Annotated in this window: 25 protein-coding genes; 8 read left to right on the plus strand and 17 right to left on the minus strand. The window is 42.4% G+C overall.

From position 1 onward, the window contains the following. Positions 1-18 precede the first annotated feature (18 nt). The gene (locus DACSA_RS22450; protein WP_269544689.1) at positions 19-147 is read right to left on the minus strand and encodes a hypothetical protein; all 129 of its coding nucleotides are present in this window, start codon (positions 145-147) and stop codon (positions 19-21) included. 276 nt (positions 148-423) lie between these two features. On the opposite strand from DACSA_RS22450, the gene DACSA_RS04780 reads away from it, so the two are divergent. Beyond that, the gene (locus tag DACSA_RS04780; RefSeq protein WP_015228674.1) at positions 424-909 is read left to right on the plus strand and encodes an ureidoglycolate lyase; all 486 of its coding nucleotides are present in this window, start codon (positions 424-426) and stop codon (positions 907-909) included. Positions 910-1136: 227 nt separating this feature from the next. Here DACSA_RS04780 and DACSA_RS04785 read toward each other — a convergent pair whose 3' ends face one another. After that, the gene (locus DACSA_RS04785) at positions 1137-2030 is read right to left on the minus strand and encodes a UbiA prenyltransferase family protein (protein WP_015228675.1); all 894 of its coding nucleotides are present in this window, start codon (positions 2028-2030) and stop codon (positions 1137-1139) included. 263 nt (positions 2031-2293) lie between these two features. Between DACSA_RS04785 and DACSA_RS04790 the strand changes: the two genes are divergently transcribed. Then, the gene (locus DACSA_RS04790) at positions 2294-3289 is read left to right on the plus strand and encodes a DnaJ C-terminal domain-containing protein (protein ID WP_015228676.1); all 996 of its coding nucleotides are present in this window, start codon (positions 2294-2296) and stop codon (positions 3287-3289) included. A gap of 49 nt (positions 3290-3338) precedes the next feature. Here the strand turns inward: DACSA_RS04790 and rpoD are convergent, their stop codons facing one another. Next, entirely contained in the window at positions 3339-4505 is a 1167-nt protein-coding gene (gene rpoD, locus DACSA_RS04795; RefSeq protein ID WP_015228677.1) for an RNA polymerase sigma factor RpoD, read from the minus strand. Between the two features lie 61 nt (positions 4506-4566). Here rpoD and DACSA_RS04800 point away from each other — a divergent pair, with 61 nt between their 5' ends. Beyond that, a complete protein-coding gene (locus DACSA_RS04800) occupies positions 4567-4911 on the plus strand; it encodes a hypothetical protein (RefSeq protein WP_156800656.1) in 345 nt (114 codons plus the stop codon). A gap of 102 nt (positions 4912-5013) precedes the next feature. Here DACSA_RS04800 and DACSA_RS04805 read toward each other — a convergent pair whose 3' ends face one another. The 7 genes from DACSA_RS04805 to DACSA_RS04835 form a co-directional block, all read right to left on the minus strand. Further along, entirely contained in the window at positions 5014-5217 is a 204-nt protein-coding gene (locus DACSA_RS04805) for a hypothetical protein (protein ID WP_015228679.1), read from the minus strand. A gap of 59 nt (positions 5218-5276) precedes the next feature. After that, a complete protein-coding gene (locus DACSA_RS20290) occupies positions 5277-5465 on the minus strand; it encodes a hypothetical protein (RefSeq protein WP_232225207.1) in 189 nt (62 codons plus the stop codon). A 2-nt stretch (positions 5466-5467) separates the two neighbouring features. After that, the gene (locus tag DACSA_RS04815; RefSeq protein ID WP_015228681.1) at positions 5468-6652 is read right to left on the minus strand and encodes a CBS domain-containing protein; all 1185 of its coding nucleotides are present in this window, start codon (positions 6650-6652) and stop codon (positions 5468-5470) included. Between the two features lie 132 nt (positions 6653-6784). Continuing rightward, positions 6785-12439 carry a translocation/assembly module TamB domain-containing protein gene (locus tag DACSA_RS04820; RefSeq protein WP_015228682.1) on the minus strand — a complete coding sequence of 1885 codons (5655 nt, stop codon included), beginning with the start codon at positions 12437-12439 and terminating at the stop codon, positions 6785-6787. Positions 12440-12501: 62 nt separating this feature from the next. Continuing rightward, positions 12502-12927 (minus strand): hypothetical protein, encoded by a 426-nt coding sequence (locus tag DACSA_RS04825; RefSeq protein ID WP_015228683.1) that lies wholly within the window; start codon positions 12925-12927, stop codon positions 12502-12504. Between the two features lie 181 nt (positions 12928-13108). After that, positions 13109-13537 carry a hypothetical protein gene (locus tag DACSA_RS04830; RefSeq protein WP_015228684.1) on the minus strand — a complete coding sequence of 143 codons (429 nt, stop codon included), beginning with the start codon at positions 13535-13537 and terminating at the stop codon, positions 13109-13111. A 188-nt stretch (positions 13538-13725) separates the two neighbouring features. Beyond that, on the minus strand, positions 13726-14244 hold the full coding sequence (locus DACSA_RS04835) for a WbuC family cupin fold metalloprotein (protein WP_015228685.1): 519 nt from the start codon (positions 14242-14244) through the stop codon (positions 13726-13728). Between the two features lie 39 nt (positions 14245-14283). On the opposite strand from DACSA_RS04835, the gene uvrB reads away from it, so the two are divergent. Beyond that, entirely contained in the window at positions 14284-16281 is a 1998-nt protein-coding gene (uvrB, locus tag DACSA_RS04840; RefSeq protein ID WP_015228686.1) for an excinuclease ABC subunit UvrB, read from the plus strand. Positions 16282-16398: 117 nt separating this feature from the next. Here the strand turns inward: uvrB and DACSA_RS20295 are convergent, their stop codons facing one another. After that, a complete protein-coding gene (locus DACSA_RS20295) occupies positions 16399-16602 on the minus strand; it encodes a hypothetical protein (RefSeq protein WP_041235330.1) in 204 nt (67 codons plus the stop codon). Between the two features lie 337 nt (positions 16603-16939). Continuing rightward, positions 16940-17080 (minus strand): hypothetical protein, encoded by a 141-nt coding sequence (locus DACSA_RS20300; RefSeq protein ID WP_156800659.1) that lies wholly within the window; start codon positions 17078-17080, stop codon positions 16940-16942. 1030 nt (positions 17081-18110) lie between these two features. Here DACSA_RS20300 and DACSA_RS04855 point away from each other — a divergent pair. Continuing rightward, positions 18111-18578 carry a DNA phosphorothioation-associated protein 4 gene (locus DACSA_RS04855; protein WP_015228687.1) on the plus strand — a complete coding sequence of 156 codons (468 nt, stop codon included), beginning with the start codon at positions 18111-18113 and terminating at the stop codon, positions 18576-18578. 91 nt (positions 18579-18669) lie between these two features. Here the strand turns inward: DACSA_RS04855 and DACSA_RS04860 are convergent, their stop codons facing one another. From DACSA_RS04860 to DACSA_RS04870, 3 genes are all read right to left on the minus strand, one after another. After that, a complete protein-coding gene (locus tag DACSA_RS04860) occupies positions 18670-19554 on the minus strand; it encodes a universal stress protein (RefSeq protein WP_015228688.1) in 885 nt (294 codons plus the stop codon). A gap of 175 nt (positions 19555-19729) precedes the next feature. Further along, positions 19730-19912, minus strand: a complete 183-nt coding sequence (locus DACSA_RS04865; RefSeq protein ID WP_015228689.1) for an NblA/ycf18 family protein — start codon at positions 19910-19912, stop codon at positions 19730-19732. Between the two features lie 184 nt (positions 19913-20096). Next, positions 20097-20276: a hypothetical protein gene (locus DACSA_RS04870; RefSeq protein WP_156800661.1), complete on the minus strand. Its 180-nt coding sequence runs from the start codon at positions 20274-20276 to the stop codon at positions 20097-20099. Between the two features lie 10 nt (positions 20277-20286). On the opposite strand from DACSA_RS04870, the gene DACSA_RS04875 reads away from it, so the two are divergent. Next, on the plus strand, positions 20287-20859 hold the full coding sequence (locus tag DACSA_RS04875; protein ID WP_041235332.1) for a helix-turn-helix domain-containing protein: 573 nt from the start codon (positions 20287-20289) through the stop codon (positions 20857-20859). Positions 20860-20917: 58 nt separating this feature from the next. Continuing rightward, positions 20918-21226 (plus strand): carbon dioxide-concentrating mechanism protein CcmK, encoded by a 309-nt coding sequence (locus tag DACSA_RS04880; protein WP_015228692.1) that lies wholly within the window; start codon positions 20918-20920, stop codon positions 21224-21226. A 72-nt stretch (positions 21227-21298) separates the two neighbouring features. Here the strand turns inward: DACSA_RS04880 and DACSA_RS20305 are convergent, their stop codons facing one another. Next, entirely contained in the window at positions 21299-21439 is a 141-nt protein-coding gene (locus DACSA_RS20305; protein ID WP_156800665.1) for a hypothetical protein, read from the minus strand. Between the two features lie 173 nt (positions 21440-21612). Here DACSA_RS20305 and DACSA_RS04885 point away from each other — a divergent pair, with 173 nt between their 5' ends. Continuing rightward, positions 21613-21966 carry a carbon dioxide-concentrating mechanism protein CcmK gene (locus DACSA_RS04885; protein WP_015228693.1) on the plus strand — a complete coding sequence of 118 codons (354 nt, stop codon included), beginning with the start codon at positions 21613-21615 and terminating at the stop codon, positions 21964-21966. On the opposite strand, the gene DACSA_RS20310 is transcribed toward DACSA_RS04885, so the two are convergent. After that, positions 21963-22103: a hypothetical protein gene (locus DACSA_RS20310; RefSeq protein WP_198007635.1), complete on the minus strand. Its 141-nt coding sequence runs from the start codon at positions 22101-22103 to the stop codon at positions 21963-21965. The two genes, DACSA_RS04885 and DACSA_RS20310, sit on opposite strands and share 4 nt — an antisense overlap. Positions 22104-22106 lie beyond the last annotated feature (3 nt).

The raw sequence follows: 22106 nt of genomic DNA on the forward strand, positions 1-22106 counted from the left end.
TCCTAATTCTTGAATCGTTTAAGAGTGCGGTTCACCGAATAGAATCAGAGAACAAGTCAGAGAGTTGATCACCTCTGTTGTCACATCACTCACGGTTAATCCTCCTGCTGTGGGCCGCCACAACGATCGCGCGCACCACCAAATCAAACGATCGCGCCGCGGGGATAATCACCTCTCCCGTTTTATCATGGGGAATGGTTTTAATGCGAGAGCGAACTTCTAACTCTCCCTGTTCTAAAACTACCTCCTAAAATTACACCAGCTACCAGCAACCCAACACCAATATCGTAGGTTGGGTGAAATGAAATGCAACCCAACACCAACATCGTAGGTTGGGTAAAATGAAATGTACCCCAACACCAACATCGTAGGTTGGGTAAAATGAAATGCAACCCAACATTGACTGTTCGGCGTGAATAAAGCATGACTAAAACAACAATTCAGAAACTGGAAATAGAAGCGATTACTCAGAAAAATTTTGCTCCTTATGGAGAGTTAATTTTACCGACTGAAGATGGAAAACCTTATGACGAAACTGATGCCAAACTTGATTTAAGTCAGGGAACACCACGCTTTTATATTATGCAGTTAAAACAGCGTGGAAGACAGTTTCATCTCATTACCCGTCATCAATTATGCACTCAATGTTTAGGGGCTTTAGAAGGGAAAAGTTGGTTTTTAGCAGTTGCGCCTCCGAACCAAGATCAAAAGCCTAATGTTGACCAATTAAAAGCCTTTTGTATTCCTGGAAATTGTTTTGTTAAACTTCACAAAGGGACGTGGCACGCGGGACCTTATTTTGATGCTAATGTGATTAATTTTTATAATTTAGAGTTGAGTGATACCAATGAGGTTGATCATTTTAGTTATGATTTTTTGGCTTCTGATCATCTAATTTGGGAAATTTAGTTGATCTCCTTTGCTTTGAAATGGGGAACATGGGTCATCAGACGATCGCGTCATATCAAGTTCAGGTATTGGTGTTGGGTTTCGCTTCACTCCACCCAACCTACTTTTTATGCTACTTCACTCCACCCAACCTACTTTTTATGCTAATGACCAATTGGTGTTGGGTTTCGCTTCACTTCACCCAACCTACTTTTTATGCTTCACTTCACCCAACCTACTTTTTGCTCCTAAAAAATAATGAATTGAAAACTATAATAAACGATCGCGGGGAGGAATAATAAGCCGTCGATGATTAAGTCGTAAAATAAAAGTGGAGTTTCTTCGTCAACTGTCCAAATTAAAATTAACATTAATCCTGTAGCGCTGAAAATTTCTGGATAAAAGGAAACGATCGAAGCGTTGCCATAAAACAGCACAATTCCTAACATTAATAAATTCATTACAGTGAGGACAATTCGACTGTTTTTAAGTCCCACCATTAAGGGTAAAGTTAAAACTCCTTTTCTCGCATCAGATTCTAAATCGCGGACATCAAAAAGGTTGGCGTTTGATCCTTCAAATGCAAAAATAAAACAAGTAGTAAGTGCCGCTCTGGTGTCGAAATCGGTTTTGGCATAGGCTAAAGGAAGCGCGATCGCAGCGTAAGTAATAATTGTACAAACAATCCAAGCCTTCGAGCCAGGAATATCTTTGAGTCGATACCAACGCCATTTTTTAGCTCTAGGAATGGGGAAAATCGGTGCGCCATAAACTAGGGGAAAAACTACAGCCAAACTCACGTAACGCACGGGATTCGGCGCAAACCACAGTAAAGTAATTACGCCACCAACTGCGAGGATTAATAATGCTAAAAGTCCAAAATTAGAGCGAAAATAGGCTTGTGCTTTTTCGTCAGAACTTTTCTGGACATAAGCATCAAACAATCGATCTAAATTGTAAGGAATGAGAGCAACTAGAAACACAAAAAGAATTGGTCGCCAATCGCTTTCTAACCCCATCATTGCTTGGCTGAATGCGGTGAGAGAAGCCAGGGCTAAAGCAACCCAAATACTGGGATAGATGATTAATTGGAGAGCGCGATCGCGCAACCACTCTTGTTGTGGCGAAATTTCTAGACTCATCTTAGGACAATAACGAAACCGTTTCTTTTATAATGTAACAAAATGTAAAGAAAGTTAACCTCGCTGCGAAACCCAACACCAAAAACGTAGGTTGGGTAGAGACGTGCCATGGCACGTCTCCACGGGAAACCCAACACCAAAAACGTAGGTTGGGTGGAGCGAAGCGAAACCCAACACCAAAAACGTAGGTTGGGTGGAGTGAAGCGAAACCCAACACCAATGATAAGCAACTACCTAGTGCTATAAAGGAAGCAGGGATAATTATGGCAAAAACAGACTTTAAAGATTATTATTCCATTCTCGGAATTAACAAAAATGCCACTGAAAGTGACATCAAAAAAGCCTATCGTAGGCTTGCTCTCAAATATCACCCCGATCGAAATCCCAACGACAAAGAAGCAGAAAATCGTTTCAAAGAAGTCAGTGAAGCCTACGAGGTGCTATCAGACCCCGAAAAACGGAGAAAATACGACCAATTTGGTCAATATTGGCAACAAGCCGACCAATTCCAACAACGGGGCGATCGCGCTCGCACCACAACCACAGGGTTTGGGAACGATATGGGAGGCTTTGACTTTAGCCAATATGGCAGTTTTGAAGAATTTATTGATGAACTCCTCGGACGTTTCAACACCACAGGGGGAACACGCACCCGTTACAAATATCAAACCTCCCCTGGTGGGTTTAGCGACTTTGGTAGTGGCGTTGGTGGCGCAACTAGCGTGGGTGCGGATGCAGAAGCGACCATCCGTTTAACCTTTAGTGAAGCCTTCCGAGGGGTACAAAAACGCCTCAGTATCGGTAATGAAGTAGTTAATGTTCGCATTCCAGGTGGCGCAAAACCAGGCAGCCGCATTCGTGTTCCAGGGAAAGGAAAAGCCAGCCCTTATGGCAATCGAGGGGATTTATATCTCAATGTTGAGTTGCAACCTCATTCCTTTTTCCGCTTTGAAGATGACCATCTAATCTGTGAAGTTCCCATTACTCCTGATGAAGCGATCTTAGGAGGTAATATCGAAGTTCCCACTCCTGATGGGAAAGTATCGGTAAAAGTTCCGACGGGGATTCGATCGGGTCAATCTTTGCGTTTGCGAGGAAAAGGCTGGACGAAGCCAAAAGGGGAAAGAGGTGATTTATTTGTCCGTGTCAATGTGACGATTCCTAAAAATATCACCGCTAAAGAACGGGAGTTCTATGAGAAAATTCGTCAAACTCGCCAGGAAGACCCCAGAGAGAATATTAAAAACGTGCAGCTTTGAGATCATCCCCCCAACCCCCCTTAATAAGGGGGGCTAAGAAGAAGGGGGTTTAAGTGCGAATATACTCCTTTAAAATGCTGTTGCGGTTGGGATGGCGCAACTTTCTTAATGCTTTCGCCTCGATTTGTCGAATCCGTTCACGGGTGACGTTAAAAATCTGTCCAATTTCTTCTAAAGTTTTCATCCGTCCATCTTCTAAGCCGTAGCGCAGTCTTAGAACATCTCGTTCACGAGGACTCAGTGTGTCGAGAACATCCTCTAAATCTTCTCGGAGTAAACTTTTTGAAACTTCATCTTCTGGGGTTTCTCCGTCCGCTTCAATAAAATCCCCTAAACGAGAATCTTCTTCCTTGCCAATGGGCGTTTCTAAAGAAATCGGTAATTGTGCTGATTTAGCAATAAACCGTAATTTCTCGATCGTCATTTCCATGCGTTCGGCGATCTCTTCCTCAGTGGGTTTTCGCGCTAATTCCTGAGAGAGAATCTTAGTGGTTTTCTTAATGCGAGAAATGGTTTCATATAAGTGAACGGGAAGACGAATTGTTCGTGATTGATCCGCGATTGCGCGAGTGATCGCTTGCCGAATCCACCACGTTGCATAAGTAGAAAACTTATACCCTTTTTCGTGATCAAACTTTTCCGCAGCGCGAATTAAACCTAAAGACCCCTCTTGAATCAAATCTTGAAAAGATAACCCCCGATTCATATACTTTTTCGCGATCGAAACCACTAGCCGTAAGTTAGACTGCACCATTTTCTCTTTCGCCCTGCGTCCCAACAGCAAGCGACGACGGAACTTCGGGAGTGCTTGTCCCACTTCTTCGGCCCATTCCTCATCTGTGGGTTCACAACCGATGGTAGCTTCTAATTCCGTGCGTGTGCGCTCTAACTCCGATAAATCGGCAATTTTCCGCGCTAACTCAATTTCCTCATCAGCCCGCAATAAGCGAATCCGACCGATTTCCTGTAGATAAAGCCGAATTGAATCTTCTGTATAAGATTTCTTTTTGCTGTCTTCTTTTGTAGTTGTTGCTTCTATTTTTTGTGGCGCTTCTTCTGGAGGTTCAGCTTCTAAAAGGGCTTCTTTTTCTAAATCCGAATCCGCCGGCTCCACTTCTAGCGCTACTGTGTTTCCTTGCGCTGCTTCGTGACTTTGCTCCTCAATTAAGCGTTCGAGTTCGCTTTTTTGCTGCTGGTTGGTTAGTGCGTTTACCATAAGGCTCGTTTTCCTCTTATCGTTTTCATTCTCAAATGATCTGAATCATTTATTAATTATTTTGGACTTTTTTCTGTCCCTTTCCCCCTTGGAGGTTGAGTGTTCCCATCCCTCACTGTTTATGGGAGTGATTAACTCCGAAAGTCCTAGCCATGATTGTAGCCTTTCTTACAAAAATGACAACTTAACCATCACTACGGGGGCGCAAACGATCGACTTCTCCGACATTTTTCATTGTTCGATCGCAATTGATCCCAGCTTCCGTTTCTGTCAGGTTGCTTCATCTTTTTTAATAACCAAATTAATTGTCACCGTCTTTGCTTGCTCTCAGCATAAGGCAACCGATCCCCAATTGTTATTTGATCTCGAAACCGAGACAAAAAGGGCGATCGATCATCAAAATTAAGAGCCAGAGACGACGAAATCTCTGACAACATTGTAATCAGTTCTTGAGGTAATGACAGAAAAAAGATTAAATCATCAACACTGTACCGCCATTACAGAATCATCATTCAATATTAATAGACTGAGGCGCATTACTACGTTGACCACTGGGCGCATCAGAAGACGTTGCTCCCTGTTGAGAGAGCCAGCTTTTCAGGGGGTCTTGGTTGGGATTGAGGCGTAAAAATCCAGACACCAATCCGCCTGTAAACGTAATCGGTTGTGCGGTGAGTTCTTTCCAAATCGGTGTTAGTTCGCTGAAGAACATAAGAACACTAAAAAAAATTACAAAAAACTTATCTATTCTAATCAAATTTTAGCTTTTCTTCAACAAAAAAGCATCGAGCAATGGGAGACAAGGGAGCAATGGGAGACAAGGGAGACAAGGGAGCGATTTTTCTCCCCCATCTCCCCCATCTCCCCCATCTCCCCCATCTCCCCCATCTCCCCCATCTCCCCCATCTCCCCCATCTCCCCCATCTCCCCCATCTCCCCCATCTCCCCCATCTTCCCCATCTTTAAACATTGCTTGCTTCCTGTTCCGCAGTATTTTCGTCCTGAACATAATCAACCGCAGTATCCTCTTCTCGATGCTCATTGAGCAAGCGTTCCAACTCATCCAGCGCTTGTTGAGTTTGCTGAGAACGTCTCACCAAAGACCGCGCCACCTCCTCACTTTCAGCCGCCGCACTGGTCAAGTCTTCAATTTGACCCTTAAAGCGATAAGCAATCTGATTCACCTCCGTTGTCGCTTCCGAGGTTTTACTCCCTAAATTGCCAATTTCCGTTGTAATCCGACTTAACCCGCTCATTTGTCCTTGCGCGCCACTGCCTGGGCGATTCGCCGCCAGCGCCACTTGAATCGACAAATTACGCACCTGTTGACTGACGCGCTCAATCAACTGCGTCGCACTATTCACCACTTCTAATTCCTCCTTAAACCCTTCACCAATGTTGATAATGCGAGCCGTAGAATCAGAAATCGCCTCCACACTACTTAACATCTGAGCAAAGGTTTCCTTTCCTTCCTTCGACAATAACTCTCCCAACTGCACAAAACGATCATTTAACTCTGAAATGGCGTTCGCCTGTCGAGATAACTTCGCCCGTTGCATTTCCAAAACCTGATTGCGTCTTTGTGCCTCTAACTGTTCCTGTTCCAACTGACGAGTATATTCTCGAACTTTTGCTTGTTCTTGTTTTAAATTTTCAGCATACTGACGCGCTTCTTCTTTTTGTTGATTAATAATTTTATTTACTTGTGCAAAAATCTTTGATTGCGCCAACAACAAATTATGTAATTCTAGCAACTCCAAAGATTGATCTTTTCTCTGCACAATAATCGGTTCATAAAGTAAATCTAGAGGACGATTTAAAGCCCTTTTTACTGCTTCATTAATGGCAGAATCCTCTTTTAAGGTAAGCGTATCAGTTTCCATCACCTCTAACAGCACTCGAATTGGGCGACGCAAATACAATTCAATACTGTAGGGTTGACTCATCTGTTCTAGAAACTTCCGTCTAGAAATCACCCCTAATACTGCTTCTCCTTCTTTAACAATCACTCCTGGTAAATCTGGATGATTTTTAAACTCTGTAGAAACGACTTCCCCCAACGTATCAGCATCCACTTGATATTGATGCGTTTCTAATTGAGCAATGGTCGAATTGGGATTCAGATGAGTAGCGTTTGATGACAGCACGGCGACCTGATTGGTGATATTACGTTTATGATTCTATCCCTAATCATAAGAAGTTTCTCTAATCCTTTCATCATGGTTTATTTAACAAAAGGTTAACTTTAATTTAACTCTGAATAAATAATGACAATTGCGTTAAAACCGAGTTTCATATTCTATAATCAGGCTATCATTATCTGATAAATCCGTAGAACCTCGGAATAAAATATCATCACTCAAACGATAGCGCACACTGTACTGAAAAGTTTGTTCAGCGTTAAAAATGGTTAGCACTGAAAAAGAAAAATCATTACTAATGTCAATTCCCGCTTCTGCGCCAAAGCCTAAAGCCGAACCAGAACTTTCTTCTCCCTCTTCGGTTTCTGTGGGAATTAAAGTCGGAAAAATCCGAAACTCACTCAACCCTAAAGCATCCCCAATGGTATTTTGAAACGTTCCGAAAAAGGTAGAACCAGCTAAATTCGCTAATCCTAACGCTGTATTTCCTTGTCCAAAACCACTGGTTAAACCACCGCCGAGCAGTGCTAAAATTTCAGTTTCGCTACGGTTGGGATCACTGCTTAAAGTTAAGACATTATTATTTGCTGTTAGCTGTCCGGGTTGTAACTCGCTGGCGCGTCCTTGTACTAATGCTTCTACTCGCACGGACTGTAATGTTCCCAACCCAGAACTAACATTGATTTCCTCTGCGCCACTATCTTCGCTGAAGTTACCACTGGTTTCCGCCACAGAGGTAGCTAAACGCACATTTAAAGTTGGGTCTAATCCTTGAGAGGGGACAAAAGTGGCGGTTTGTTCGTAACCCTTCGCGAGGCGAAATTGGGTCGGTCCGATATTGACTTGACCTCGTTGTAAGGTGACTGTTCCTTGAGGACGCATAGCGGCTAAATTTCCATTCAAGACTAAACGACCATCAGCGAGAAAGTCCATAATTGGCGGACGAACCACATTGAGATTTTCTCCCAAAATAATATTTAAGTTACTAAAACCAATGTTGCTCATATCTGCTTCTTCCTGACCTTCGGTTGCGGTGGGAGTCTCGGTTTCCGCGAGGATGACTTCTCCATCAGAAACGGTGATTTCGCCGCCAATTTCAGGTTCGAGTGCGGTTTGAGCAATGTTTATCTTACCAGCCACATCCCCTTCGTAAAGGTCTGGAACATTGACGGTAAGAGTTTCTAAGTTGAGGTTGAGGCTGTCGTTGGTGACACTGGGGTCAAATAATGCTAGTCCCCCCGTTGCGGTCACTTCACCGCCGCCAAAGTTGGCGTTAAATTCTTGAATGTTTAATTTGTTGAAGTTAAATTCAACAAGGGTTTGAATGTCGGTTAAGGGTTCGGGAATAAAAGCGGTGCCAATACTGGCGTTATCAAGACGAATGACTCCTTCTGTGGTTAAGTTCTCAAATTGGAAGTTTTCTAGATTAAAGGGTCCAGTAATGGCGAGATTAATTTCTCCTTCACCGCCATTCCAAGTCAGTTGTCCGTTACTCACTACATCAAGTAAGCTGAAACTTTCATCTTTGAGATTCATACTAATACTTAATTCTTCGGAAGGAGGAGTAACGGAAGCAAAGGGGAGTTGGTAGGGAATATCGCCACTGAGAGTAACGGGTTCAGTTTCTGGGGTTAATAAACCTCTCGCAAAGAAGTTAAGTTGAGAGTTGCTATAACTAAAACTTCCCTGAATGTTATCAATGGGACTTTCGTTGAGGGTGGCTTCTAAAACTTCTAGTTCTCCTCGTGCGCTGGGGTTGTCTTGCGTACCGGCGACGGTGGCGCTACCGTTGATAAAACCGCTAACGCCAATAAATTCTGGCAGTTCTACAAAGTTTTGTACAGTAGCAACGGGAATTTGATTCACTCGTAGTTGTGCGGATTGGTTTTCCCCTCCAAATGTTCCAGAAAGGTTGATAAAACTATCCTCTGAAGCGAGACGCACGGGAAGAAGGGTAATTACGCCATTGTTGACGCTTCCTTTACTGGTTACGGTTTCGGCTTGATAGGGGCCCCATTGCCATCTGTCACCGTCAAGGCTAAATTCTCCTTGAATGTCTGGAAGGGCGAAAGATGTTCCTTTGAGGTTAATGTTACCGCTAAAGTTGCCTTGGGCGGCGCCAAGAGGGGGGATGGCGGTGGTTTCGGTTTGGTTTGCTCGCAGTTGAGCCAAAAGTGCTTTAATTTCAGAGAAGCGTTCCAGTTGGGTTTCTATGGGTTGGTTTTGAATGTCGAGGGAGGAGACGTTTAAGTCGTTGGCGTTGCCATATTCGGGAGAGGCAAAGTTTTGATTGATGTCGGAAATATCAAAGAGTTGTAGGGCGCTGAGGATGTCTTGAATGCGTCCTTTTTCGATGTTAAGGTTGGCTTCAAATTCTGGGTTGGTTTCGGTTAGGGTAAGACGACCATTTCCGCGATAGGTGCTGGCTTCTTCTTTGAGGAGGGCTTCTCGGATGGTGACGGTGTTGTTACGATAGGTGAAGTTGGCGCTGGCTCGATCGCTGTTAAAGCGCCCTAAAGATGGTTTAATGAGGGCAAGTTCTCCCAGCACATTATAGTTATTGAGATTAACGGTTAGTTCTCCTTCTAATTCTCCTGATGCGGGTTGCTGGGCAAGTTCTGGGGGGAGAGGGGCAAAGTCTTTTAGCAAGTCGAGGGGAAGGTTTTCTAAACTGACATCAAATTCTTCCCCATATCGGATGCCTTCTATGGTGGCTTGATTGCGTTTAATGAGAAGGGATAAGGGTTCTAGGGGTAATAAATCATTTTCGTCGGGAGATAATAATCCGATTTGGATGCGATCGGGCGTGTTATTATCATTGCCAGTGAGGTCGAGTAAAACTCCTTGTCGAGCATTCGCTTCAATTCCTCCCACCATTTCCGAATCAAAGTCAAATCTTTCCACCGCAAAGTTTTCCAGCCGAATTTCTCCTTGAAGTTGCGGCTGATCAATGTTTCCTTTGAGGTTTCCTGAAAAGTTCGCTAACCCTTGCACATCAATTTTACCTACTGGTTCAACTTGAGGAAGCGGAAGTCGCGCTAAGTCGAGGTTTTCCGCGTCAACGGTTAAATCTAGTTGTTCGATGATCTCAGTTCCTTCTTTTTCTAAGTCTAGCTCGATCGAGCCAGCAGCAAAAAAGTCTTCTGCGGTTGCTTCTTCTAAAATCATCTGCTCACCATTCCAACGTAACTGAGTTTGAAGAGGATTTGTAATCAGAGCCACTCCCTGACTAAAGTTTAAATCAGCTTGAGCAGTGATTCCAGCAGGACTTAAACTCTCTAGTGTTCCTTCAACGGTAACTTCTCCTCCCACATCCCCTTCTAATTCTTCGGCAATTTTTCCGAGTTGTAAGTTTTGGGGAGAGGCGACAATTTGAAATCCTCCCGCTTCCAGACGAATTAAATCAGCGACAATATTCCCGCCAAGGATGCGATTAATTTCCCCACTCCCTTGCATATTGATTCCTGCTGGGGTTAAATTGTCTAATGTTCCCTGAGCGCTTAATTGGGTACTGACTAAAGCCTCATCTAGTTGTATCGGTAACTCTGGAAGAAACGGCGAGACTTTTAAGCGCCTAACATCGAGATTTCCTTGCCAATTGCCACGATTCAAACGCAGATCAGAAAGCGTGATCGAAGCTCGATCGTTGCCACTAATTGTAACTGATCCTGATCCGTTTCCTTGAATGGTATTGACATCAAATTCGGTAACATCAGCGCTAACTTGCAACTGTGCTGAGAGCAACTCATTGTTTTCTGGTGATTCTTCTGGCAAAAATGGCGCGATCGGGATTTGTTTTAAACTAACATTTGCCTCCAACTGTCCTTGATTAAAGGTGATTGCTGTCGCGCCAATTTCCCCTCTGGTGAGGTTCAAATTGCCATTTCCCGTAAGACTGATGGTTTCTGGGGATAACTCTCCCACATCAGCGCTGACTTGAAAGCGTCCTGAGAGTAATTCATCACTATATTCAGGTGGGGCTTGTGGCACAAAGAGCGCGATCGGAATCTTACTAAAATTCACATCTGCGTTCAACCTCCCCTGATTAAACACAATAGAAGTCGCCCCAATTTCCCCGTTGGGAACGCTTAAACTCCCTTCTCCGATAACACTTACCTTCTCTGGAGACAAGTCAGCCAAATTCGCGTTTAAACGAAACTCTCCCGAAACAGGATTCTGTAATGGTTCAGGAACTTGATCTGTCAGTTGTTCGGGTTGTAAACTATTAACATCAATTTGGGCTTGGAGACGACCCTGAGCTAATTCTAATTGGGGTAAAGTGACACTTCCTCCCGCAATGGCTAAATTCGCTTCACCTGTTCCTTGGAGACTTTTCCAATCACTTAACGCGCCAGTTAATTTTCCAGCCCCATTGAGAATCCCTAAATCAGCAGGAAGGTTAGGTTGATAGGGACGAACAATTTCCCCTGAAACGTCATTTAATTCGACCTCAAGAGCAATTTTTTGTTTCGGGGTTAAACCAATTGTTCCCGTCGCAATAATTTCGCCTCCAGTGGTGGGAGTGGCTTGGAAATTTTCCACCACCACTTCTGTTCCTTCTACAGATAACTCCGTTTGAAACGCACTAAATTCCAGTTCATCCAGTTTGATGTTTTCGGTACTGTTCGCCGTAACCCTAATTTTAGGATTCTCTAACGCCCCTGTAATCGCAATTTTTGCCTCAATCGTACCGCTAACAGGAGTTTCTAAAGACTCCATATCCACAGCCGCGAGAAGATTAGAAATAGGAGTCGGTTCAATGGTCGCTGTTAGATCATAACCCGTCGCCAGATTAATGCTTCCAGTGGCGACAGCGCTAATATCTCCAAATTCAGTGTTAAAGTCTTCGACAATAATATCTTGTCCAGAGAGACGCACTTCAGCATTGGTATCGGTGATGGGAGTGCTAAACTGATCGAGTTGGGCGCTGAGGTCGTTTAAGGATGCTGTCCCTTCAAAACTGGGGAGACGACCATCTAGAGAAATATTTGCGTCTGTATTGAGATTAATATTGCCGCTTTTGATAGCAAGGGGAGAAGTGACTAACCTTGCTAACTCTTCCATGGCGAGGTTGTTACTGGTGACGTTAACTTCGACTTCTCCCGATTCCAAATTTGCTTCTCCTTCGAGATTAAGATTTCCAGTCGTGTCGGTGACAGAGAGGTTTTCCAGTTGGAATTGAATCCGTTGGTTATTGTCGAAAAATTGACTCTTGAGTTGAGGAAGTGTCAGGTTAACAGGTGTTTGTAATTCTCCAGTTTCGTTACGAGGAGACAGTGCGATTTTTGAATTTTCAACGGTGAGAGTATTTAAGTTAATTTTCAGGAAACCAGGAGGTTGAGGAGTGAATTGGGTGGTTAACCATTGTCCAGTTGTGGTTTGTTCAACTTTGACTTCGGGTTCAATGAGAGTAACATCAAGGTTGAGGGTTTGCTGTGTGATCAGTTTTAAGGGAGTAAAGTCAACCTCAATCGCGGGAATAATGACAGTTTCTGAATAGTTTTCGCTGGGAGGAAGAACGGTTTTTCCAAATTTAAGAGAAGTGAGAGAGAAGGCTTCCAATTTTCCCATTTCCAAAGGACGGGAAATCATAGGAGTGATGCTTTTTTCCACAGTGGGAGAAAGTCGATAATAGATAAAATACCACGCAGCCGCGACACCACCGCCGACTCCTAATAAGATGAGAATTAGCATCGATCGAAGCCAGAGTTTAGAAGACTGAGGTGAGGAAGGTTCGTCCAATGGAGAGTCCTCTTCTGAGGAGTCGGGTTTGGGGTTTTGCCTATAAGTCATGATCGCTTTTGATTATTGTTTTTGAGGGAAGCTGGAGTGTTTCGACTCGACTAAATTATATTTCAATTTAACCATTTTGATGCCATGATACCAACGATCGCGGATAAAATTGGACGACTCAAAAACTGGACTCGATTCGGCTGCGTGAGGACACTTTGAAAGGTGTCTGGATCATGTTGATAAATGTAAGTTGCCAACTTGCTAATCTCTTCCGAGTTCATTTGTTTGGGATTAACTGTCGAAAGCAAAAAATTGGCTTGAAACTCCTCAATTGTTATTCCTTTTTCTGGGAGTTTTTTTAAGAACTCATCAGCAATGCTTTCTCTTTGTTCTTGATGGATTTTTAGAAGCATCCGCTTCATTTCTCTTTCCATCACTGCGGTTGATTTTCCCATTTTGTTTGGGGTGTCTTGCGGAAAAGGGAAGGGGGAATTACGATCGATTTTCTGTCGAGGTTTGGATTTTATTTTATCGGGTTTATGTGTCATTTTTCTAAGTTTTTTTTATTAACAATATTTGTACTTTTTTCTAGCTTGGTATTTAATATAACAAAAGCGCGATCGAGCTACTTCCTTCTCTCGACAGAATCAAGACAATAAAAAAACTCCCCTGTATTCCACAAGGGAGAATCATTGTTTTCGCCACAAATTAGATGATTAGCATCAAAATCTAATCAATATAACCCATTAATAAACTTGGGTCATCAATTTGATTAGAAGCAACTGGACGATTACCAAAATTAGAATAGGTTTCGTCAATTTTAAGCACACTTGCGCCAATGGGACGACTTCCTGAAGAATAGAAATTACCCACTGTGGGTAACTGTGTCGCAAAAACGGGACGACTTCCTCCCATGGTACGGAAACTTTCCACAACGCTTAATTTACTCGCCAGAATGGGACGATCACCACCCATGGTGCGAAATGTCCCCCAAAGTTCTAGTTTTCCATCACCGACAGGACGATTCTCTTCAGTTCTTCTTAAGGTGATGGAATCTTTGCTTCCCGTTGCGGCTTTTGTTTCTGAAGTGGCTTTTTGGGTTTCTTGCTCCTGTTCTGCTTCTAAAGTAGCAAATTCTTGCACTTGTTCTTCACTCATAATATTTTCCTTAACAGTGGTCTTGGGCGTTTATAACGATTGATAACACCATTTTAATAAACTAGCGCTACGAGACGATCCAACCAATTATCCCCCCCTTAATAAGGGGGGTTAGGGGGGATCAACTATAACATTACTTTTCATCAGATGGTAATGATCTAATCCTAAACTTTTATGTTTTTCGGGGATCACTTCCTATTATAGGAAGGTTTGGCATTTCCCACAAAATACGATTCCCATATCTTCACTTGTTCTCGCGCTGTCGTCGTTCCTTCTTGAGGAAAATTGGGGAGAAAATCTTTATCACTGGTGGAAATATAAGGGCCTTCTTTCAGTTCAAACATCACTGTATTTGGGGCTAAAGCCACCAGTGTATGAAATGTTCCTTCTGCAATTTCAATCCCATAATTACCTTCCTCCAGACTAAGAGTTTCAGTATGGATCACGTTTCCCGATTCGTCAAATAACAAGACTCCAATTTTTCCTTGTAAGGCAATAAAAAATTCAAACCCCTGCATTTCCTCTGGACGAGTATGGCGATGTGGACGGACATAAGTTCCAGGTTGCATAATGTTAATAAAGCGTTGCACTTTGTCAGAAAGTTCGTGGAAGTTATAGTTTTTCCGTAATCTTTCGCTATTTGTCGCCTCTTTCGCTACGGTGTTAATTAAGTCTTGATTTAAATGTTTAATTGGTAAATTATTCATTATTCTACTTCCTGATTGCTCCTTTTAATTATTAGAAAAATGTCAACATTTCAATTACAATCTTCTTATCAACCGACAGGCGATCAACCGATCACGATCGAGCAGTTAACCGAATCTCTTCTCAACAAAAACCGTTTCCAAACCTTACTCGGTGCAACGGGAACAGGAAAAACTTATACAGTTGCTAATGTTATTGAAAAAATCAGCAAGCCCACTTTAGTTTTAGCACATAATAAAACCTTAGCTGCCCAATTATGTAATGAGTTACGAGAATTTTTCCCGAACAATGCGGTAGAGTATTTTATTAGTTATTACGACTATTATCAACCAGAAGCATATATTCCTGTTTCTGATACTTACATCGAAAAAACTGCCTCGATTAACGACGAAATTGATATGTTACGCCATTCAGCAACGCGATCGTTATTTGAACGTGAAGATGTCATTGTTGTCGCTTCTATTAGTTGTATTTATGGCTTAGGAATGCCGAGTGAATATCTGAAAGCTGCAATTCCTTTACGCTTAGGAGAAGAAACAGATCAACGTCAATTATTAAGAGATTTAGTGTCGGTTCAATACACTCGTAATGATACGGAATTACAAAGAGGAAGATTTCGTTTAAAGGGAGATGTTTTAGAGATTGTTCCCGCGTATGAAGATCGCATTGTTCGCGTCGAGTTTTTTGGAGATGAAATTGATGCGTTGCGTTATGTTGATCCGACAACAGGAGAAGTTTTAAAGAGTTTAGAAGGACTTAATTTATATCCAGCGCGTCACTTTGTTACTCCTGATGGTCAGTTAGAAAGAGCCTGTGAGGAAATCAAAGCAGAATTAAAAGGAAGATTAGAGGAATTAGAAAAGGAAGGAAAACTCTTAGAAGCGCAACGACTAGAACAACGGACAAAGTATGATTTAGAATTACTAACTGAAGTGGGTTATTGTAATGGCGTTGAAAATTATTCCCGTCATTTAGCAGGACGAAGCGCAGGAAGTCCACCCGAATGTTTAGTGGATTATTTTCCCGATGATTGGTTATTAATTGTCGATGAATCTCATGTCACCGTTCCGCAATTAAGAGGGATGTATAATGGCGATCAATCTCGGAAAAAAGTTTTAATTGATCATGGTTTTCGACTGCCTAGCGCGGCGGATAATCGTCCCTTAAAAGCTGAAGAATTTTGGGAAAAAGTCAATCAATGTATTTTTGTTTCCGCAACTCCTGGGGATTGGGAAATTGAACAATCAGAAGGGAATGTGGTGGAACAAGTTATTCGTCCAACAGGGGTTCTTGATCCAGAAGTTTTTGTGCGCCCAACTGAAGGACAAATTGATGATTTATTAGGGGAAATTAAAATCAGATCAGAAAAAAATGAGCGGGTTTTAGTCACGACTTTAACGAAACGAATGGCAGAAGATTTAACGGAGTATTGCGAAGGAAGAGAGATTCGAGTCCGTTATTTACACTCAGAAATTCACTCGATCGAACGGATTGAAATTTTACAAGATTTGAGACAAGGGAAGTTTGATGTGTTAGTTGGGGTGAATTTATTACGGGAAGGATTAGATTTACCAGAAGTGTCTTTAGTCGCGATTTTAGACGCAGATAAAGAAGGGTTTTTGCGATCAGAACGATCGCTCATTCAAACCATGGGACGTGCGGCGCGTCATGTAGATGGACAGGCGATTTTATATGCCGATCAGCTAACTGATAGCATGGATCAGGCGATTCAAGAGACACAACGACGACGAAAAATTCAGATTGAATATAACAAGAAACATGGGATTACACCGCAATCTATTGTTAAGAAACAAAAGAATTCGATTCTTTCCTTTTTGGATATTTCTCGCCGCTTAAATTCTCAGCAGTTGGAAATGGTATATGAACAAGCGGATGAGTTACCTTTAGATAAGATTCCGCAATTAGTGGAACAGTTGGAAGCAGAAATGAAGGACGCAGCAGAAAAGTTAGAATTTGAAAAAGCCGCTAATTTGCGCGATCGAGTGAAGCAATTAAGAGAAAAGTTATTAAGACATTAATCAGGATTGGGGGAAATGTTATTTTTTCGATCGAGTATTTGTGCAATCCAAGTTTTAATTACAGCTTGTCGATGAATATTCAGAAGAAACTAGAATGATTTCTGCTCTTATCAAACCTTAAATTATTAAATCACTTTTGTCTCTTGCCTCTTGCCTCTTGCCTCTTGCCTCTTGCCTCTTGCCTTTTGCCTCTTGCCTAAGGCAACTTGCCTTTTGCCTCTTGCCTAAGGCAACTTGCCTAAGGCAACTTGCCTTTTGCCTCTTGCCTAAGGCAACTTGCCTAAGGCAACTTGCCTTTTGCCTCTTGCCTTTTGCATGCAAGCCTTTTACCTCTTGCCTCTTGCCTTTTGTAATTGTTATTTATTGCTTTGCTACATTATTCTTAACATTTAACGAATTTTCGCCATTTGAGAACGCTACTCTTGCCAAATAGCCTGTTCCGTTATAAAATTACCGTACCATGATGGGAAGTAGTGCCAATTTTAAAAATATTGCCATCAAACTCCTATCGTTTCGTTGGCTGCTTGCGATTTCCTCTTCTCTGGTTAGGGGTCGAAATGAACATTAAGTTAGATTAAGCTGACGACAAAAAAATCATTAACCGTAGGCAAAACTCTGAAAATATGGTATGCAAGCAGATTTTAAGTTGAATTAAAGATCATCCCCAACCTCTACACCCAGAGAAGCCATTAAAAGCAAAAAATTTTTTTTCAGGGGTGGCGCTCGATCGAGCTTTCTGATAAAGTATTTCTAGATAATGGGAAGTGTTGCCAATTTTAGAAAACGCCCCTGAAAGCAAGGAAACTCGTTCCTAATATCCCCCCTCCCCGTATTGACGAGCCTCGATCGAGCATCAGAATTTAAGGAAATCCTGAAGACTTACCATAAGTGAAAGCAGTGGGCAAAATCAAGAAAATATGGTATGCAAATGAATCTTCATGTTGAATAAAGCATCATTCCCATTCCACGATACCTTTTTCGCCAATACCAAATACCAAATAACAAATAACAAATACCAAATAACAAATAACAAATCAAGAGAAACCAGAAAAGGGCGAATTTTTTTTCAGGGGTGGCGCTCGATCGAGCTTTCTGATAAAGTATTTCTAGATAATGGGAAGTGTTGCCAATTTTAGAAAACGCCCCTGAAAGGAAGGAAATTCGTTGCTCATATCCCCCCTCCCCGTATTGACAAGCCTCGATCGAGCATTGAACTTTCCAAAATAATTAAGCAGCAGCCATAAGAAAAACCAGTGGGCAAAAATCTGAAAATATGGTATGCAATCAGATTTAGAGTTGAATTTAACATCATCCCCAACCTCTACACCCAGAGAAGCCATTAAAAGCAAAAATTTTTTCAGGGGTGGCGCTCGATCGAGCTTTCTGATAAAGTATTTTTAGATAATGGGAAGTGTTGCCAATTTTGGAAAACGCCCCTGAAAGCAAGGAAATTGGTTCTCCATATCCCCCCTCCCCGTATTGACAAGCCTCGATCGAGCATAAGAAATTAACGCATTATCAAAGAGTAACCATAAGGAAAAGCAGTGGGTAAAATTGGGAAAATATGGTACGCCAACCGATTTTAATTAGTGTTGGGTTTCGCTTCTCTTCACCCAACCGACATCTCTTATTAATTTCCCCCAAGATTGGGGGTTAGGGGGCTGACCTTAAGTTGGGTTTCGCTTCTCTTCACCCAACCGACATCTCTTATTAATTTCCCCCAAGATTGGGGGTTAGGGGGCTGACCTTAAGTTGGGTTTCGCTTCTCTTCACCCAACCGACATCTCTGGTAAAATCGGAGAGTAGAAACCTAGCAAGCGATCGAACAGATGTCAGTGCATCGAGTGCGAGTGGCGAAAGACAAAGCAAGTTTAGTACAAGCGTTAATTAGAGAGAAAGAAAGCAGAGGGACATTTGAAACCTATGCTGATGTCATCATGTTTGCGGCGGCTTATGGGGGAAAACATCAGAAGTATGTTCCGATCACCACAGGAATTAGTAATGACCCCGCACCGATTAGTTTAGAGATATTTCTCTCACGAGGATATGATTGGGCAATTAAACTGATTGCGATCGCGCATTGGCAAGATACAAGTATTTTATCTCCTTATGAAGCCCAAGCACAAACGCAACGGGTAACACTGATCGAACAAGCAGCAAATGGAGGATTAGAATTACTAGGGGAAGCGTTACGGGGTGCGGTGGATTACAGCGATCGGTTGCTGTTGGTTTTAAATCAGGAACGTTATCGCAAGCCGAACCCTCCTCCGAATTTTGACCTCAGCCGTTTCTTATAGGATGACACATACTTTTTTACTAGAACCTAGACAATGGCATCTCAAAGGGGTACTGACGCACCGAGTAATGTTTCAGGGCTTTAAACTCGGTTTACGATCGAGCTTGGGAGAAAAATAGAACGGGATACCAACTACTCCGCAGGATTTCGTTTGCCAGACTGGGAACTGTCCATTGTAATAAGCCTCCTCGATCGTCTGACCCGACTGCGATCGCGCTCACATCTTTTGTCATCACGGCGTTAATAATTTCTACCGTCGGATTTCCTCTTCGCACTTGTGTCTCTACTTTTAAGCCAATGCTTTCTAAGTCTTGTTTTACTTCTGCAATTCGTTTCTCCGCTTCTTCTTGACGTGCTTTGACGGTTTCTTCTGGCATCCGTCCGCCTTCATTAATCACCCAAAGCAGGATACATTCTTCTAGGGAAGAAGCGCCATCATTTTCAAAATAATTCTTGATCTGTTTGACTAAATATTGCGCGGCTTCGCTGTCGTTGTAGGGAATGAGCATCGATCGCCATAAGTGCTGACAGCGCAACTCCAATTCCTCTTTCGTATAAACCGAGATCTGATTGGGGCGAAAAATCATTAACGGTGCGGATGTTGCCCGCGCTAAACTTAAACTGGTGCTACCAAATACTTTTTCCTGTAAAAAACTACGAATTGGTGTCCCTGCTAAAACAATCTCAATTTTTTCCCGTTCCACAATGCGGGGAATGGTATCGCTCGGTCGTCCACTGGGAACTTCTACTTTCACCTCAATCCCATCAGGAACATTTTCCAAAGCAACTTGCAATCGTTTCTTCGCTGCTTCCACTTTTTCTTCGTCAACGTGGGGAATTTCTCCTTCTTCCCAATAAGGAACACTATGAAGGAAGACAAGACAATTTACACCAGAAGCACTGAGGCTAGGGACAAAAGAGGCGAAACGATCTAAGCCGTCCGTAAAATCCGTACAAATTAGACAACGCTTAAACATGAGTTACAGAAAAGTTTGGCAATTAAACCCACTTTACCATAAGACTTGCTGAAACCGTTATTTGTTATTCGTTAACTGAATTACTGGTAACTGGTAACTGAAGCGCCCCATTTTCCCCAGCTTGTTCAACTGAAGCGATCAAGCAAGAGACAGAGGTCGATCAGCCTAATTTAGATTATGCTGAGTAGCCTTGATCAATTCCCCATTCGTGTTTGAGAAATTCTTTGTACATATTTTCTCGTGTTAGCATCTGTTCATAGAGTTGCACGAGAAACGCTTGTGCCTGTTCTCGACTCATGTGTTTGACTTGGTTTTCAAACGATCGAACATTGAATTCTTGTTCTAAGGATAATTCCATAGCTGACCTCACTGTTTTACTTGATGGATAAGTCTGCTGCTTGATTTGTTAATAATTATAAAGAATGCTTGACATTTTTCACCATCTTTCCCAAGAAAGACTTTTTTTCAAAGGAAAGATTGAGTTTTGATTAATATAGCGAATGGGAATTGGGAGAGATTGTTCAAAATGAACGATTTTAAGATCAAGTCTTTTTTCCGAAATAAAATCCCAACGCCGCAGCAATCAAAATCCCCTGAACCGTGATTAAAAGTGTTAACTCTTCTTGGCGTTCGGCGAGAGGAAGGGCTAAAGTAATAGCAAGAAAAGAGCCAATAAGGCTGAGAGCGTAAGTAATCACCAATAAAATCAAAACAGAATTCATCGCTTTTTGCATGACTAAATCAACAACTTCCGACTATACGCTTAGATTAAAAAATCTAATGGAACAAGTAGGAATTACTAATTTTAAACAGTTAAGTGAACAAACTGGCGTATCGAAAAAGCAAATTCTGCATTTACGTCGGGGAAAAATTAAACAAATGCGGGTAGAAGTGTTATTGGCTTTAGGATCAACTTTAGGCGTGAGTGTCAATGAGTTGATTGAGTGGTTTTCTGGGGAAACCTCCTCTCCTGTGTTATCAACGCGAGAACAGTTTGAACGAGAGAGTTTATACATCATTGAATCTTGGTTATTGCAGTGGCCCACAGTAGTGAGCGCGATCGAGCAAAACCCCGAATTACCAGCCCAACGAGTGATAAAACTACTTAATCCCTTCGAGAAGTTACTCAAATTTTGGCGAGTGGAAAGAATTGGACAAGTGGGGGAAGTTGTCACTTATAATCCTCAACAGCACCAATTGTTATCGGGAAACGTTGAACCCGAACCAACCGTAAAAGTCCGTTATGTTGGGTATCGACACGGAAATAAACTTTTATATCGAGCAAAAGTTGAACCCATAGATTAGTTACAATAGGAAGCATTACTTTTAAGCATGATTCAGGAAGTAGGAGGAGAAAACAAAAATGCCAATTGCTGTGGGTGTGATTCAAACGGATGGGTTTCCCGCCGTTTTAGCGGCAGCAGATGCAATGGTCAAAACCGCATCAGTTACCCTGGTTTCTTTCGATAAAGCTGAACGAGCGCAATTTTACGTGGCGATACGCGGTCAAGTATCGGAAGTGGAACGCTCAATGATTGCTGGGATTGAAGCCGCCGAACAATCTTACAACGGAACAGTGATCACTCATTATACAATTCCGAATCCTCCCGAAAACTTAGAGTCAGTAATGCCAATTGCTTTTAGTGACGAGGTAGAAGCATTTCGAGTTTGAGTTCTCCATTGATTAAAATTCAATGGATTCAAGAGGGGGTGACTCAATGGATGGTAACTGAGCTTGTCGAAGTTAAAACCGCATTTCATCACTTCCTTTCCCACACTCAAGAATGGGAGACAGACCTTGACTAGGGTTCGCCCTAGCTGTATCCTTACCTGTTAAATTAGCCCGTTTGGGTTTTTCACCATTAGGTTTAGGGCTATCTAGCATGATAACATAAAATGACACAAAAGGCTAAAGCCTTGGCAGGCTCTGTTCCTGAGCCTGTCGAAGGATTCATCCATCGGTTTCAAACCGATGGCTCTCTGACTGGTCTATTGTAGAATTGTCTTGGACTTGATATTAAACGGTAGATAAATTAAAACGATTAAGGAGCAATGTGAATGTCTCTAGATGCAGTGGGTAGCCTTGAAACCAAAGGGTTTCCTGGAGTTTTAGCCGCCGCCGATGCGATGGTGAAGACGGGAAATGTCACCTTAGTGGGTTATATCCGTGCTGGTAGTGCGCGGTTTACAATTATTATTCGTGGTGATGTCTCAGAAGTGAAAACAGCGATGGATGCTGGGATTAATGCGGTGGATAAAGCATACGGGGCTGCGTTAGAAACTTGGGTGATCATTCCTCGTCCTCACGAAAATGTAGAATGTGTTTTACCCATTGCTTATAACGAAAATGTAGAACGTTTCCGTCAAAGTACAGAACGTCCTTTAATTGGTTCTTCCCAAAATCGTAGCTAACCGTTAAGCAAAAGTAGGTTGGGTGGAGTCCCACGAAACCCAACAGTAATCAGTGACCAGTAATCAGTAATCAGTGACCAGTAATCAGTAATCAGTGACCAGTAATCAGTAATCAGTGACCAATGACTAATGACCAATGA

It is taken from the genome of Dactylococcopsis salina PCC 8305 (genome assembly GCF_000317615.1).
In the GTDB taxonomy this organism is placed as follows: Bacteria; Cyanobacteriota; Cyanobacteriia; order Cyanobacteriales; family Rubidibacteraceae; genus Halothece; species Halothece salina.